This window comes from Marinobacterium mangrovicola (genome assembly GCF_004339595.1).
Lineage (GTDB): Bacteria > Pseudomonadota > Gammaproteobacteria > Pseudomonadales > Balneatricaceae > Marinobacterium_D > Marinobacterium_D mangrovicola.
The window spans coordinates 420909-436736 of sequence record NZ_SMFU01000008.1 but is presented as its reverse complement, the minus strand read 5'-3'; the positions used below and the strand labels follow the sequence as shown (position 1 = coordinate 436736).

Here is a 15828-nt window from a genome sequence, read left to right as displayed (position 1 = left end):
AGATATTAAAGGGCGTAAACCGACTCGCTCTGTACCCCATACCGTGTCGGAGTGATGGACTTAATCGGTAGAGCCCCCTCAGAATCTTGGTACTGCTCCAGGAGCTGGTGCATCTCGCGACTACGCGGATCGTCTGCACTATAGCCGTCGAAGCCGGCCATCAGGATGCGAGAGGCATTACCGCTAGTAGCTACCGCGAGCGCATAGCCCACGACCAGCGAGGTGGGCGAGGTGCAGTGCTTATCCTTAAACACAAAGCTATCAGCCTGCACTTTTAGTCCGAAATCCAGCACCTCCTTATTCCCAAGTGAGTCACGGACGTCTGGCGGCAGCATGCTGTAAGGAGTAATCAGCGGCTGAGGCAGCCGCGTATGAGCCTCACAGTCTGCCAGTAAGCGAACTGGATGACAGGCTACGCGAAGATCTATCAATTCCGCATCAATAGCGCTCTGGGTGTTGAGGGCCAACACTAACGGCTTCTTGTCGCGGATATAGCGCTCCAACGCGCTACGGTGCCGGGCCACACCTGGACCAGTACCCAATAACAACACTTCACGTCTGGCAAATCGCTCCTTGGGAGTCCAGCGTCCCTTTGGCTCGCCCCGGTAGAAATGTCGTGCTGCATCCAAGGTGTTAAGATTAAACTTCTTGCCACCCTCCACTCGTAGATGCTCGATTACCGCCAAAACATCTTCCTCGCTGTAGCGAGAGTCGCCGAGCATCTCCTGAATATAGGTAGGGTGAATGCCGTACTTACCCGCCAAGTAGTAGTAGGGATTGGAGCCCCAGCCATAATGGGCCTGCATCGGCTTGAAGTGCTCACGCAGCAGCACCATCAGCGGCACCATATTGGCCGACTTGCCGCTCCGTGCGGCTATCTCGATAGCCAGCTCTTCAGTGCGGGCATTGCCCGGCCCACGGCCCATCCCAGTGACAGTGGAGTCGACCCAGGTTACGCCCTCATCCAGCGCCCGGAGGGTATTGGAGAGCGCCAGCCCCAAATTATCATGGGTATGGATGCCCATGGCGCCGGTCCACTCGCTGCGGAACCAATGAATAATCTGTGCAACCTGACCAGGGTTCATGCTGCCCATACTGTCGGCGAAGTAGAGCGCATCCATCGGGTAGGCTGAGGCCAGACGAGCGAGCGCCTTAACCTCGTCTTCGGTGCGATCCGCCACCTGCATCAGGTTAAAACCAACTTGGTAGCCGCGTTCCTTCAACCAGGTAACGGCAGGAAGTGCTTGCTCAAATTCATACACATGGCATGCAATACGTACCAGATCCACCGGGGAATCCGCCGCTGCATCGGGGAATAGCCGTGCCAGCGCCTCTTGCTGAGGCATCCCACCCACCAGCTCGTTGCCATTGACCATGACACCAATCTTCAGCCCGTCCGGTATCGTCAAGCTGCGGATAAACTCATCGGTAGTGAAGGCACAAGGGCCCTGAAATCCATTATTCTTGAGCGTACGAAAGCCAAGTTCGACCACATCCACCCCAGCAGAATACATAGCCTCAAGGTACTGGTGGATTAAATCAGTGGAGAAATCCCAGGAGTTATAGTAACCACCATCCCTAAACGTACAATCGAGTAGCCTCATGCACTGTGCCTTCTTTTATAGTCTTGATAGGAAATAATTTCAAAATCGAGGTATTTACAATACTTTTTCTTTTTATTAATCAAGAAATCCCCTGATGGTCGCGCTTCATGTGCTAAAGAGATCGCTTTATAAGCCCAAAACATATCTTTTCGCATTTCAAAAAAAACAGCAATCGTCCGAAAGATATCGGGAAAGTATCCTATTGATTTTCCTAGCCTAGATTCTATAAATTCGATCGACCTAGCTTTACATTCCTCTAAATCTCTATTGATAAAACTCTCACCTCTAAGTTCAAAAATAGCATCAAGAAGCTTATTTAAAACAACATCCCATGCTATAGAGTAAGATGTTTTATCTGAAATCAAATTATCTTCCCCCACCAAATCAGAAACTAAAGGCGGCTTATTAATAATTTTAATACTGCTGGGATAATTATCAGGAAATGTAAACAGGCTAGAATTAGAATGAATAACACCAGGCAGCTGCGCGATTCTCAGTGGAACGGTCGCACCAGCCCCGCCATTCGATATAAAAAAATCGACCACTTTACTCGCAGATATCTTGGATGCGTAATCGAACCCCACCAAAGAAACAAACTCTACCTTATCATGGCAATTAAGATTTAAAAATATCTCTGAAGCTACGGCATTATCTTCATCACAAACTTGTCCTTGAGCTTTTGAGCCATGAACAGCTGTCCAACCATCAACAAAAACGACCAATTTTTTATCGATCGAATTACTAAGATAATTGATAATCTGTGCATAACCAGAGCTCTGCTCAACCCAAGATCTTTTTTGGCCCGTAATACCTATCCAGAGATAAAAGCAATCGTCTTTTTTTACTATTTCTTGATCAGAACAGCCTCTCAAAAAAATCTCATAATCTTTTACAGTGCTAACTAGCCTCTTTATTTCTAGAGAGTCTTGATAACCTGAACCGCTATCACTTGCAATGGACTTAAGGTAAGAGTTTCTTGGAAAAAAGCATGGAAAGAAACAGGCATAATCATCATTTTTTTGTGCGAACGAATTAACTGTATCAAATTCGTTCACAATCAAAGCGGGGTCAATAAAGGAAACCTCATCAAATATTTTAAACCCTATATCACTCTCATTATTTTGACATAGAAACCAAAGCCAGTACTCTTGATCGTAGATGCTATGAAATGGCCTTGCACACTTCAAAACCAAAGCTGCCTTTGATGAAAACCCTCCAGAATAATTATCAAAAACACCCTCGAAGACAGCAGCTTCAAAGTTTTTCAAACAAGTAGCTGAATCAAATCCTGTCCTATATATCTTTCCATTAACTATAACTATATCTATAAAGCTCGTCGTCTGGCCAAGCATCCATATATTTGAATATTCTGCATCTGCAAAAATCAAAAAGTTGCTCATTCCATGCGTACGAGAAAAACAAACACGCGTCAACTCACCACTTACCGGATTGCATAATTGCAAATTAGAGTCTAAGCGAGCAAGCTCGTTAATCTGCCTCTTTATACGGCCATAATCGAAAGAAGACTGGGACTTACATATGTCTTTCACTTCGCCAGAGAAAAACTCACTCGCTTCTGAGCTTATTTTAACTACGGTAATATCGCTGTATCTGGCATCACGGAACAGCCTCTTGAACTCATCAAAGAAATCATTAACCATCAAAGAAACACCTGTTAACTACGCGATCAAGAATTATAACGTTCTTACTCTTATTTTTTTCCAAGAGTGTTTCAAGCGATAAAGATGAATTCATATAATCGTAATAAAACCTATCCACAACCTCATCTATCGAAATTAATTCACCATCAACGGTTGAAAAGTCTTCTAATTCATAGTTCAAACCCAGATTGAACTTGGTACTATAATAAGGAGGAATACTAACACTACCAAGAAAAATCTTAAAATCATCAAAATTATAGCAGTCTCTATTGCCCCCTAGGATGCCGATAATTTTATTACTAAGTTCTTTAAAAACAAGGCCTCTAGGATGGTTCATCGTATCAAAAAGGACATTATCTTTAAAATTAGCCAAGATAATATCTGAAACTTTTAAATCCACTTCGTTTGTTTTTTCCCTAACCTTAAGTCCTAAAAGACAATTCTCAAAAAGTTCAACAGACTCTTCATACATAAACATATCTTTTGACTTCAAAAGACATGTTAAATGTTTTTTGGGTACGCCAAGAATAAAGCACTTAATTATTAAGTAACAATGATTAAATCCCAATACAGACTTCAACGGTACCGAAAAAAAAACTTGGAAAAGTTCCGCCAAAATAAATTGAGGGAAACTTTAGAGTCTGAGCAGACGACTTCTTAAATAGAGCCAGTTTTTTGGACGCAAGATCGGGCGTCTTATAATTATCACTTATCACCTGCTCAATAAAAAGATCACATTTACGAAAAACATCAAATACTGATTCTAGTTCATCAGCGCCTATATTTTGGACCGCTTTAAGTTTTAAATGACTATATAGTTTACAAAAATCATCAAAACATAAAAGGCTTTCTGCCAAAGCTTTAGATTGACAGTTCCCATAAACAGTAAAATGCATAAGATATTCTTTTCAACCTATGGCAGCGAGATTCCAAGTGGAATTTAGGGGGCTTTTTAAATGCTTTCGAGCGGCCCAAACTACAGACTTTATAGAAAATCCTGGTTAGTTATTTTTCATTCCACGATGAACAATAAAGAAATTTAAGGCATGAGCACAAACTAAGATTTAATTTAAAACAGGAAATGATTTACGATATTACCTGTTAAAAAGGCAGGCTATTAACCAACAGATCAACTGATTATATTATTCACTGTTCTAAAGACACTGCCTGTAAGCTTATAGCACCGGCTTATTTTTCATAACCTCATACTACAAGCGTTCAATTATCATTAAATCTCAGCTATCAGCTATCAGCTATCAGCTATCAGCTACCATTTTGAATTTCTCAATCCATTCTGCAGCTTCACTACCGGATATCTTTCTTAAACGGCGATCATTTAGGCTGACAGATTCCAAACCAAACAGTTCACCTATTTTGCTCACATACGATCTATCTTTTACCACATCCTCATACCGAATATTTACAACATTCAAGGAAAACTTCGAGACAAATTGATCTAAAAACGCCTCTTCCCTCCCTATAGATTTTAAAGAATTCCTAATAGCAACCTCATCATAATGCAACTTGGTATTGTCGCGGGACTTAGAAACTTTACCTAACATACCCTCAAGTCCATTTGTTTCATCAGCCGAATGATAGACATCGGTTTGCTGTGCCATTACCCGAGAAACGGCTTGAGCGACCTTATCAGCTCTTCTAACTCTCACAAAAACCGAGCCTTTAAAGTATTCATAAAAACACTCATCTGCATCATCAATATTCAATATACCTGATTTCTTCAAAGCTTTTCCAATAGGTCTTATTTGATTAGACATAATTTTTACAGCTGTTATGTCGTTTTCTGTCTGACCTCTTTCGTCTACCTCTCGAATTAAGCGTTTCAATTCTTGTGAATCGACCTTCTCGCTGGAATCAATCACCTTAATGAAGTATTCAGATGGTCTACCCAGAGCACCAGCCCCTGCAATATCATCACATACCATCGTCGAGCCACTTCTTTGGGTTGATAGAATAACCAATCTTTTCACGTCGCACTCCTTACAAAGCTGAGTAGATCTTTCCACTCATCATAGAATTTATCCAAACTAAAGTTTTTCGCGTGCTTGGCAGCAGATAATCGAGCTTCAGTTAGGTCTGCCGATAGCCATTCATCAATCATCTTAGCGAGCTCATCACTACTATCAACTAATGCTCCAGTCTCGCCCTCTATGATTATTTCGTTCGGTCCATTGCACTCACGAAACCCAATAGCAGGCAATCCATGAGCCATTGCTTCGACCAAAGCTATCCCAAACCCTTCGAACTCAGATGACATCACAAAAAAATCTGCGCTTTTATAGGAAATTTCAATGTTTGGGGATGACCCCAATAGCACAACCAAGTCCTGAATTCCTAGAGATTCCGCTTGGCTCTTCAACTCGGCTTTTAAACTACCTTCACCCAAAATATGTACGCGATACCCCTTATCCCTTAGAGAAGTTTGAGTTTTACCAATTGCCTCTAGAAGTCGGTCAAATCGCTTTTGTTTCTCCAAACGACCAACAGCAAGAATAATTTTCTCTCTCTTATCTATTGATATTTCTTTGGGGATATCGACGCCATTTGGTATGGTAAATACATTTTGGTGCAAATTCCCAGGCAAACTTTCTGTGAATTTATTCAGTAAAAGATGGATGGCATCGACCTTCCCAAACCACTCAGCTCGCTCCTTTTTACCCCACCACAATTCTTCGATTTTCCAAGGATCATTGTGCTCGGACGCAATTATGGCAACGCCTGTATTCTGTGCTGCTTCTATTACAGGCTCAAACAGCCACTCAGAGAGCATCGGAACGAATACATCAATGTCTGAATAACAAAGCGCTGTATTGAGAGCTTTTACCGATTTTTCCAGTTTATGTTCATCGAACAGCGGCACCACTCTAACGCTTTCATAGAGTGGGTAGATCGGCTTTCTACTTGGGTGGGCCTTGCAGAATATGGTTACCTGCCAGCCGTTCTCCACCAGATGATTCGCGAGCTGACCTGCCAGGCGCTCGATTCCGCCTTTGGAGAACATCATGCCGTGCACGTAAAAAGCAACGTGGGGTTGCCTTTCAAGGAAAGAGGATTTCTTTCTGATGGTGTCCAGGTTGTACAAGTCCGAGAGGCTCTTGCCTGGATTTTTGTGCGCAAAGCGCTCCCATTCATGGTCGATTGCTGCGAACGCTTTTTTCAGCATCCGTCGGGATACTGCAAAATTCTCTACCACAAAATCTGTGATGGCGTAGCGCTCGTTAAAGTAAACCTCGGTACCCTCTACCTTGTGAACCTGGGATGCAGAGTGGCGCCGGAAGTAGTTTCGAGTGTTGATATCATAGGCTATTTTTCCGCCTGTTAGACATTCAAGATAAATCAGCCAGTCGCCACACATTTTGAAGTTCTGGGCAGTGCTCAGACTGGCGCCGAAGGATCGCTTTCTGATCAGCAATCCGCTTGCATTCACGAGGGTGCACATGGCTCCAAGTTGCTCGTTGACTTCCTCGAAGCCATCCTTGATATAGCTCTTGTCAAACTTGCCGGGGAACGCCATGTTCAGGTATGGCGACAGCGCGTTTTCCTTCAGGGTACCGTGCTCGTCAATTATTTCTGTTTTCGCCCCGGCAATGTTAACCATCAGGTCGTCGAAATAAGGCAGCAGGGTTTGTATGAAGTTTGGATCACAGGTGTCGTCACCTTCTGCAATCCAGATCACATCCCCTTGAGCCAGGCGAATGCCTTTCTCCCACTGCTTAAAGGGGGAGCCAGAGTTGGCTTCGTTCTCGATGAGGGTTACCCGGCCGTCTAGCTCGTACGGGTGCACTTTAGCCACGGTGTTATCAGTGGAGCAGTCATCCAGCGCGATGATTTCAATGTCTTTTATGGGCTGCGCCAGAATGCTGTCCAGCCGCTCTTCGATGAATTTTTCGTGGTTGTAGAACGGCACGATGACTGAAACAGACGGCTTGTAATCGGTAACTTGCTGAATGGTAGTGTAAATCTTGAGGTTTTGCTGGTCTGTGGTGTAGTTAGCGAACAGTTTTGCCCGCGCATTGTTACCAAGCTCCTGCCGATAGCTGGGGTGCTCCATCAGTTTCTGAAGAGCCTTCGCTGCCAATTGAGAGCTGATTTCCGGTACTGCGATACCGGCATTCTCCTCAATAAACGCTGTGATGCCGGTTGCAGGCTCAAAGCAGACGGTTGGGACACCATGCTGGGCAGATTCCAGAACCACGAGAGGGAACGGATCTTCTCTGGATGACATAAAGAATACGTCAGCCCCAGCTAGTAGTTTGTTCGCGTTATTTCTGTTACCCGCAAATATTATCCAGCCTTTTTCCTCTTCAGTGAGTGATGCTTCCAATATTTCCTTGTCAGGCCCTTGGCCCAGCCACACAAACTCAATCTGCTGGTTGGTTTGCTTTTTCAGCAAGCGGGCGGCTTCCAGGAACAGGTCAGGGCCTTTACGCTCGTAGACCGTCCCACAACCCATGACCACGAAGGCACTCGTGCTCAGCCCCAGTTCTTCTCTTGCCTCGGCCTGAAGTTCGTTGGTGAGGGCTTCCTTTCTTGCAACCGGGTTAATAAACGCGGGTACGGTTGTCAGTGCGCCAATGGCTATTTGGTACTTGGTTTCCAGTGTTGCAGAGGAAGCCGGGGAGGCAGATATCCAATGTTTGGTTCGGCCAAGCAATGCTTCCATCTCCACCGGAAAGGTCGCCAACACCTTTTCCATTTCATGAATATGGGTAACGATATCGCAATCCAGTCGCGCACCTGCTTGTTCTAGATAGTTGAACAGTCTACCCGAGACAACGGTGTTGAGATATGCGAACTCGAAGTTCTCGTTAAGGAATGCTTTCAGGTCGTCGGGCTGGTCGACACCGTCACCGGGCAACACATAGACATCAGCAAATTCAGCGTACTGGTCAGCTACCGGGCCAGGAGCTAGAAGCAAAAGTTTGATTTTACGAGTGGTGTGGTTATAGAACCACCTCACCACTTCAAGCAGCACAATTTCAGAGCCCGCGAGCACACCATCATGCCCCACGAACAATAACGGTTTATGGGCAGAGGTAGTTACTCGCTTGTCATCCTGAATGGGAGAATGACTTCCACGACCTTCCTGACGGCCTGAATCGATGTAATGCCGGAAAGCGGAAATCCCGGCTTGGCGGACATCAGCGTTCAGCCGGTAGTAGAACGAAGGATCAAACCACGGATTGGGCTTTCGGCCCTCTCGTTCGCCGTTTGACCAGTAGTGCTCTTCAGGATTAACGCCTGCTTCGCGCACATCGTCATTTTCTTGCAAGTAGTATTCGGGGTCAAAGTGGTGAGCTGCTTTACTCATCTCCACTGCTGATTTCTCTGGAGCCGCCGCAGGAGTGGTCTTCACCTCTTTTTGAGCGTGCGAATCACCGTTCAGCCGTCTCTGCGCAAGTTCCAGATTAAAGTGGATTGACCTTCCTAATTCCGGGTTGTCCCGGAGTAATTGACGATATGCATCGATCGCCTCCCGATATTGCGCATTTCTGAATTTACTGTTCGCAGCGCTTAGCAGCGTTGCAGGTTTTACCTGAACATTCATCATGGGTTACCAGCTAACAATTCCATGTAATAGCGACGATGAGATAATTAATAATGGGGGTTTCACTTTACGAGTTCACAGAGGTAGCTACCGTAACCCGTCTTTTTGAGGGTCTTTCCCCGCGCCCGGAGTTCTTCGTCAGTTATCCACTTGTTGCGCCAAGCGATTTCTTCCAGGCAAGCCACTTTCAATCCCTGACGGTGCTCAATAGTCTGCACGTAGCTGCTGGCTTCTAACAGGCTGTCGTGGGTACCAGTGTCCAGCCACGCAAAGCCGCGACCGAGTTTCTGAACGTGCAGATCGCCCCTCTCGAGGTACACATTGTTTACGGCGGTGATCTCCAGTTCGCCACGCGCGGACGGTGTTACGTTTTTGGCTATTTCCACAACGTCGTTGTCGTAGAAATACAAGCCTGTGACAGCGTAGGATGATTTTGGTTGCTCGGGCTTTTCTTCGATGCTGATGGCTCTGCCATTTTCGTCAAATTCCACCACACCAAATCGTTCGGGGTCTTTAACCCAGTAGCCGAATACCGTTGCGCCTTTGTCTTTTTGAGCAGCATCCTTTAGCTGCTCACTGAAATGCTGGCCGTGGAAGATGTTGTCGCCCAGTACCAGGCATACGCTATCTTTGCCTATGAACTCTTCGCCGATAGTAAAAGCCTGAGCAAGGCCTTCGGGTTTATGCTGCACCTTGTAGCTGAAGTTCACACCGAACTGCTCGCCTGTACCCAGTAACTTCTCATACTGGGATAGATCCTCCGGGGTGCTAATAATGAGAATATCGCGAATACCAGCCAACATGAGTACGGAGATGGGATAGTACACCATGGGTTTATCATAAATAGGCAGCAGCTGCTTGGAGACTCCCAGAGTAATGGGGTGTAGGCGGGTGCCGGAGCCACCGGCGAGAATTATGCCTTTCATTTTTTTGATACCTTTTTCCATTAATCCACTAATAAACACGAAAAGAAAAGTGACTTACTATTTCTTTGCTTGGTTTTCGTTCATTAGCTCCATGATTAATTCAATTTGCGTTTCGGCTCTTCGCAGCTCTTCGTCCATGAGTTTTTGCCGTTCTTGATTTTCTTGATTTTCCGCCTGCAGCTGGCGATTTCTGATTTTCAATTCACTGATTTCTTTATTTTTGGTTTCGATCAGTTGATTCTTGCCGTAGAGTTCACTTTTTAGCCTTTCAAGTTGCCGAGCAGCGTCTGTAGCATCAGCTTGCAAGGTCGCCTGAGAGACCTGTTGAGCGGGTTGAGAGAAGTTCAAAATCAGGGGGTTGTCCGGTTTCATGCTGTTTTACTCTCTGTTACGGGTTCACCGTGAGGTGTTGAACCTGTCCCGTGCCAAAGGCCTTCAGTGCCGAATGGTCAAGACCTCGTTGGCTCAGTATGCTTAACCATTGGTCGGTGATTTGCTGCTGGGACGGACTATGGATGACGATATCTAGCTGATGCGCTGAAAGATATTGCAATACTGCGGGCAAGGCCGCGCCTGGTTCCGGGCCGGTTTCTGTTGGGTCGATATTCACCACAACCAGGATTCTACCTAGGCGGCTATCCAACAAATGAGCAACCTGCTGCAGGCGAGTACTGCAGTCATAGAAGAGCTGCTCTTTACCGGCGTATTGCGAAGGTACCAGCGGTGCGAATTGCAGGCTTACATAGCTTGCTAGACCCGCATTGGTTAAATTTTCGCCGAGTTCTTTCTGACGATTTCGATTGTGATCGACGCTCAGGATCCGCCTTGGCAAGTCGTCTTCACTGGGCTCTACATAATGGCTCAGCGACCTCTGATTCTCAGTTGTCGAGGAGTGGTCCTTTCCGGCGTTCTTCAAGAGCTGAGCTATGAAATAAGTGGTACTACCACTGCCCAGTTCAATGATCAGGTCGTAGTTTTTGGTATTAAGCTGGCTTGCCAGTTCCAACGCGGCACTTTTAGGTAGCCCGCTGTGAGTGATTGCAGCGGCCCCCGGAGCCACGCGCTGCAAGGCTATGCCGGCTTCAAGTTCCCTTGAAGTGATTTCTGCAGTTTGGCTTACGTGTTGGCCCAACGCATTTGCAGCTTGTTCAAGTTGCAATGTATTCTGGCCGAACAGATATTCCATCCGATCCTGCAGGGTCTTGAGAGTACTTTGAGTATTAGACCGTTCTTCGAGCTGTTCTTCGGTTTCCGCCAACTTCACTTTGAGACTTTCAAGCTCTGCGCTCAGACGCTGACCCGCTTTCCTTTCGTCATGTAGAGTGTCATTGAGCCTGTCTTCAGTACTTTTTCGTGCCTTTTCCAGTTGCTGTAACCGGCTTTGTGTTTCAGCCAGGTACTTCTCTAAGGCTTTGTTTTTTTCGACCTCTGCATGGAACTTTTCGAGTGCGCTTTGAAGCTCGCCTCGCAGCTTATCTACCGTGTTTTGGAGACGGTTGCGCTTGAATGTCAACGTTGGCCAGTCCGGATCTTTGGTATTGGTTCCGCCATACTCAAAGCCATGCTTTGTAAATAAATCCACTATTTCTTGAGCAGGCTTCGCATTCTGATAAACAGGCTTCTCGTGGGCAAGTACAGTAAGTTGGGTAAAAAATTTTAGGAGCCCGGCTTCGGCAAGCGCGTTGAATATATTCTGCTCTTCGCCAGGGCTGTTAATACTCAACTGGTTGTCCTGCTCTAGGTGCGGACAACAGTGACGTACCAGTTCCTCAGGATGCTGGGTTTCAACTTGCCGCTTTGCTTGTAATTTCAAACCCGGAAAAAGCAGCTTCAGGCCTTCCTCCGCCGGATGCAGACTGTTGGCGTCAGGCAGGTTGTATTCGTAAAGAGTGTTACTTTCCGGGTTCGGCGTCACCGCAACGGCGATGGTTTTCGCTGTTTTTTCACCTTTGGCGCCTATGGTAATGATTTCTGTACTAGCCGCGTTCAGAGTGATTATAACTGCCATAGCTTACTTCTCCTCCTGGGGTGATGGGAGGGACTGCTGTACTCTTGAGTTAGGTGCGCGCCCTTCGCCCTGGCCGTGGCTAATGAAGTGAATAAGAGGGTTGATGCCAGACTCCTGAACATCTGGGTTTACCTGGACATACCAATGAGTGTCGAATTCCGGGCTAGGATTTCGCCCCTCATCCGCTCCAAACTTTAGGTAGTGTTCCACCGGAGTTAGCTCGCTTGCTGCCACATCCGGATAGGTTTTCAGATACCAGGCTGCATCGAAGTATTTCGTAGATTCTAGCTGTTCTACTTGCTTTTTAAGCTTACTTTTTTCGTGCGATGTCCGTATGAAGGAGTGGCTGATAGCCCTCATGGGCGTAGTAGCTTTCCACGCAACACTACCTTTGATTCGGTTAAGTTCGTTTTGTAGCCGACTGATCTGGTTGTTGGCGGCGGAAAGAGCCTGCTCTTGTTCCAGGGTTAACCTTTTCAACTGTTTTTCGAGTGAATGCTTATGAATAAACTGTCGCTCGAGCTCTTCTTGCACCTGATGCAAGTGTTCTATCACCAACCGGTTTTCTTCCCGCAGCGCCGATTGTACCTGCTCGCCTTGTTGACCAACATGTTCCAGCTCTTGATTAAGCCTGCGCACCTCATCGTGTGCTTTTCGGTATTTAAATTCCGTTGCTTCCAAGGAGGCACGCAGCTTGTTCACATCTGCGACACGCCGCTCTCGCTCTTCGTCTGATTTGGCTTGGGCTGCTTTTAGAACCTCAAGTTTTTCATCCCTTTGACGAAGATTCGAAACCTCACGGTATACGGAATCTATATCCTGCCCCTGTACCTGCGCGAGCTCTTCTTGAACTCGGTGGAGGTGCTCAATAACCAACTGGTTCTCTTCGCCCAGCGCCGATTGAAGCTGCTGGCTTTGTTGACGAGTCTGTTCCAGTTGTTGCTGAAGCCTCTGCGCCTCATCATCCTTTTGTTGGTATTCTAATTCCTTTGCCTCCAAGGAGGTGCGCAGCTTGTTCACATCTTCGATACGCTGCTTTAGCTCTTCGTCAGCTTTGGCTTGGGCTACTTTAAGAGCCTCAAATTCGCTATCCCTTTGACGAAGTTTCGAAACTTCCCGGTATACAGAATCTATATCCAGCCCTTGCACTTGCGCGAGCTCTTCTTGAACCCGATGGAGTTGTTCAATAACCATCAGATTTTCTTCGCCCAGCCCCGATTGCAGCTGCTGGCTTTGTCGACGGGCCTGTTCAAGCTCTTGCTGAAGCCTCTGCGCCTCATAATCCTTTTGTTGGTAATCTAAGTCCTTTGACTCTAGGGCCGTGCGCAGCTCGTGCATATCTTCGATACACTGCTTCAGCTCGCCCTCAGCTTTGTCGCGGGATACTTTAAGAGCCTCAAATTCGCTATTCCTTTGACGAAGTTTCGAAATATCCCAGAATAGGGAATCTATATCTAGCTCCTGTATCCTCTCGGAGTCCTCACTGTTTACTGGAAGGGTACAAGCCTCCAGTTGAGCAAGAAGCCCGTTTAATTTCCGGTCTTGCTGTACTATATAGGTTGCGATCAGTCGAAAATATGAGTCTGGCTCACTGTCATCGTTTTTGTCTTTGATATCCGGCAATGCAATATTCAGATTCCAATTGCTGGCAATCGCTTCTACGGTTCGCTCCCGATTATTCGCTGCCTGCTGGATATTGACTAAGACAGCACGGTTCCGGTTTTTTTTGTAAAGGGTAAGTAATGCTTGGATATGCCTTTCCCAATCTTGCAATGCTTTAGCCGGTTCCTGCCCCTTTTGCATTGCACACACCAATGCTTTTTCAGGGTAAGTGTAAGCAAGTAAAAGGAATCCCTCCGGGACACCCTGTTGTTCTAAATACCAACTTTCTGGATAAGCATCTTTAACGGGGGCGCAACCTAAGGTTTCTAGCAAGGGAGATATGATTTGCCAGTTGCTGTAGAGGCTTACGCCCAATGTTACCGTCATATTGATGTTGCTCCGAGACTCAATCATTCTTCTAGATATTCACCCAGGGTCAGCTGCAGCTGACTCTGCCAATCAGGCAATTGGACGTTAAGTGCTGTTTCTAGTTTACTCAGGTTTAATCTAGAGTTCAGCGGCCTTTGGGCCGGCGTTGGGTACTCGCTGGTCGGTATAGGATGGGCTTGTTCCGGTCCCACTTTCAATTCTTCGCCTTTTTCTTTCGCCAGTTTGAAGATCGCTTGGGCAAAGCCATGCCAACTGGTTGATCCCTTGGGGGCCAGGTGGTATGTACCGGAGGGTAACGATCGGGCAACTGCATGAGCGGTTACATTAGCAATCAACCTTGCCGGAGTTGGTGCCCCGACCTGATCAGCAACGATATTGAGACCGTTTTTATCCTTAGCCAGACGCAGCATGGTCTTCATGAAGTTGTTACCACGAGCACTGTAGACCCAACTGGTACGAAAAATCAGATGACGGCAACCATTGGCTGTAATGGCTTCGTCGCCCTCCAATTTGGTTTGGCCATAGACGCCCAAAGGGCCTGTTTCAGCATCTTCACTGAATGGCTTATCACCTATGCCCGGATAGACATAATCGGATGAATAATGCACCAGTAAGATGTCATTTGCTTTAGCGTAGGCAGCCAATTGAGAGGGCAATTGGGCATTCAAGCGGCGGGCCTTATCGGGCTCAGATTCAGCTTTATCGACAGCTGTATAGGCAGCGGCGTTGATGATGAGACCCGGATGATGAGTCTGCAGATAATCTTCAACCGCCGTATGGCTGGCCAAATCCAATTTCTGTCGGGTAGGTACTAAAACTTCGCCGAACAGTGCCAGCGAACGCTGCAATTCAAAACCTACCTGGCCATTACCGCCAGTGATCAGGATTTTCATTTGGCGACTCCCAAGCGTTCGCCTTGGTAGCTACCATCCTGCACGCGCTGCCACCATTCCCTGTTATTAAGGTACCATTCGACGGTCTTGCGCATGCCTGTTTCAAAGCTTTCCTGCGGCTTCCAGCCCAGTTCGCGTTCGATCTTGCTCGCGTCGATGGCGTAGCGGACATCGTGGCCGGGACGGTCTTGTACATAGGTGATCAGATCACCGTAGTTTGCGTCAGAGGGAAGGAGTTCTTGCAGAATATCACAAAGAGTGTGGACCACTTCGATGTTCCGCTTTTCGTTGTGGCCACCGATGTTGTATGTGCTACCTATCGCGCCTTTCTGGGCAACTAGAATCAACGCACGAGCGTGGTCTTCAACATACAGCCAGTCACGGATCTGCTTACCGTCACCATAAACCGGAAGAGGTTTACCAGCCAAGGCATTAAGTATCATCAACGGGATGAGTTTTTCAGGAAAATGAAACGGGCCGTAATTATTGCTGCAGTTAGTTACCAATGTCGGTAAGCCAAACGTGCGCTGCCAGGAGCGTACCAAATGGTCCGAACTAGCTTTACTGGCGGAATACGGGCTACTGGGCGCATAGCTCGTCTGCTCTGTAAACAATGGCAGCTCGTCACCCTCAAACTCGTCAGGGTGAGGCAGATCTCCGTAAACTTCGTCAGTGGAAATATGATGGAAACGGAACCATTCGGCTTTTTCAGGAGCTGATTGATTCAGTCCGTTCCAGTACTGGCGGACTGCTTCCAGGAGAATATACGTACCTACGATATTGGTCTGAATAAATTCAGAAGGGCCGTCGATGGAGCGATCCACATGGCTTTCGGCCGCCAAGTGCATAACGATATCAGGCTGATGCTCTGCCAAGACGCGCTGCATAGCGGCAGCATCACCGATATCGGCCTGCACAAACGTGTAACGCGGGTCGCCTGTAACGCTTACCAAAGACTCCAGATTACCGGCATAGGTCAGCTTGTCGACATTAACGACCTTGTGGCTACTATTGTTGATCAGCTCACGCACAACAGCCGACCCGATAAAGCCGGCACCGCCGGTCACAAGAAAGGTTTTTTGACTCATCATGATCCTTGGCCAGTGATTAAGCACGCTACCGCCCGGTCGCGTATTCCTCCAATTTGGAGAGCAACCTCTATCCGCACGTGCTGTAGG

12 protein-coding genes are annotated in these 15828 nt (G+C 46.9%); all 12 read right to left on the bottom strand.

What is annotated here, in order from left to right:
• Positions 1–5: 5 nt before the first annotated feature.
• Complete coding sequence (locus CLV83_RS10465; RefSeq protein WP_243642361.1) at positions 6–1409, bottom strand: beta/alpha barrel domain-containing protein; 1404 nt, start codon at positions 1407–1409, stop codon at positions 6–8.
• A 191-nt stretch (positions 1410–1600) separates the two neighbouring features.
• Positions 1601–3265, bottom strand: a complete 1665-nt coding sequence (locus CLV83_RS10460) for a hypothetical protein (protein WP_132291537.1) — start codon at positions 3263–3265, stop codon at positions 1601–1603.
• Entirely contained in the window at positions 3258–3833 is a 576-nt protein-coding gene (locus CLV83_RS22855) for a WcbI family polysaccharide biosynthesis putative acetyltransferase (protein ID WP_165900281.1), read from the bottom strand. Before CLV83_RS22855 ends, CLV83_RS10460 begins: the two co-directional genes overlap by 8 nt.
• On the bottom strand, positions 3823–4161 hold the full coding sequence (locus CLV83_RS22850; RefSeq protein ID WP_132291531.1) for a WcbI family polysaccharide biosynthesis putative acetyltransferase: 339 nt from the start codon (positions 4159–4161) through the stop codon (positions 3823–3825). The genes CLV83_RS22855 and CLV83_RS22850 overlap by 11 nt, the downstream gene beginning before the upstream one ends.
• A 360-nt stretch (positions 4162–4521) precedes the next feature.
• Entirely contained in the window at positions 4522–5253 is a 732-nt protein-coding gene (locus tag CLV83_RS10445; RefSeq protein ID WP_132291529.1) for a Stf0 family sulfotransferase, read from the bottom strand.
• The gene (locus CLV83_RS10440; protein WP_132291526.1) at positions 5250–8834 is read right to left on the bottom strand and encodes a glycosyltransferase; all 3585 of its coding nucleotides are present in this window, start codon (positions 8832–8834) and stop codon (positions 5250–5252) included. Before CLV83_RS10440 ends, CLV83_RS10445 begins: the two co-directional genes overlap by 4 nt.
• Positions 8835–8893: 59 nt before the next feature.
• On the bottom strand, positions 8894–9778 hold the full coding sequence (gene rfbA, locus CLV83_RS10435; protein WP_243642360.1) for a glucose-1-phosphate thymidylyltransferase RfbA: 885 nt from the start codon (positions 9776–9778) through the stop codon (positions 8894–8896).
• A 36-nt stretch (positions 9779–9814) separates the two neighbouring features.
• A complete protein-coding gene (locus tag CLV83_RS10430) occupies positions 9815–10129 on the bottom strand; it encodes a hypothetical protein (protein ID WP_132291523.1) in 315 nt (104 codons plus the stop codon).
• Between the two features lie 16 nt (positions 10130–10145).
• Complete coding sequence (locus CLV83_RS10425; protein ID WP_132291520.1) at positions 10146–11765, bottom strand: hypothetical protein; 1620 nt, start codon at positions 11763–11765, stop codon at positions 10146–10148.
• Positions 11766–11768: 3 nt separating this feature from the next.
• Positions 11769–13754 (bottom strand): coiled-coil domain-containing protein, encoded by a 1986-nt coding sequence (locus tag CLV83_RS10420; RefSeq protein ID WP_132291517.1) that lies wholly within the window; start codon positions 13752–13754, stop codon positions 11769–11771.
• A gap of 23 nt (positions 13755–13777) precedes the next feature.
• Positions 13778–14650: a dTDP-4-dehydrorhamnose reductase gene (gene rfbD / locus CLV83_RS10415; protein WP_132291514.1), complete on the bottom strand. Its 873-nt coding sequence runs from the start codon at positions 14648–14650 to the stop codon at positions 13778–13780.
• On the bottom strand, positions 14647–15738 hold the full coding sequence (rfbB, locus tag CLV83_RS10410) for a dTDP-glucose 4,6-dehydratase (protein ID WP_132291511.1): 1092 nt from the start codon (positions 15736–15738) through the stop codon (positions 14647–14649). Before rfbB ends, rfbD begins: the two co-directional genes overlap by 4 nt.
• Positions 15739–15828 lie beyond the last annotated feature (90 nt).

Excerpts from the sequence above, each read along its gene's own strand:
- CLV83_RS10460 (WP_132291537.1), bottom strand. The coding sequence starts at position 3,265 with ATGGTTAATGATTTCTTTGATGAGTTCAAGAGGCTGTTCCGTGATGCC.
- CLV83_RS22850 (WP_132291531.1), bottom strand. The coding sequence starts at position 4,161 with ATGCATTTTACTGTTTATGGGAACTGTCAATCTAAAGCTTTGGCAGAA.
- CLV83_RS10440 (WP_132291526.1), bottom strand. The coding sequence starts at position 8,834 with ATGATGAATGTTCAGGTAAAACCTGCAACGCTGCTAAGCGCTGCGAAC.
- rfbA (WP_243642360.1), bottom strand. The coding sequence starts at position 9,778 with ATGGAAAAAGGTATCAAAAAAATGAAAGGCATAATTCTCGCCGGTGGC.
- CLV83_RS10430 (WP_132291523.1), bottom strand. The coding sequence starts at position 10,129 with ATGAAACCGGACAACCCCCTGATTTTGAACTTCTCTCAACCCGCTCAA.
- CLV83_RS10425 (WP_132291520.1), bottom strand. The coding sequence starts at position 11,765 with ATGGCAGTTATAATCACTCTGAACGCGGCTAGTACAGAAATCATTACC.
- CLV83_RS10420 (WP_132291517.1), bottom strand. The coding sequence starts at position 13,754 with ATGACGGTAACATTGGGCGTAAGCCTCTACAGCAACTGGCAAATCATA.
- rfbD (WP_132291514.1), bottom strand. The coding sequence starts at position 14,650 with ATGAAAATCCTGATCACTGGCGGTAATGGCCAGGTAGGTTTTGAATTG.
- rfbB (WP_132291511.1), bottom strand. The coding sequence starts at position 15,738 with ATGAGTCAAAAAACCTTTCTTGTGACCGGCGGTGCCGGCTTTATCGGG.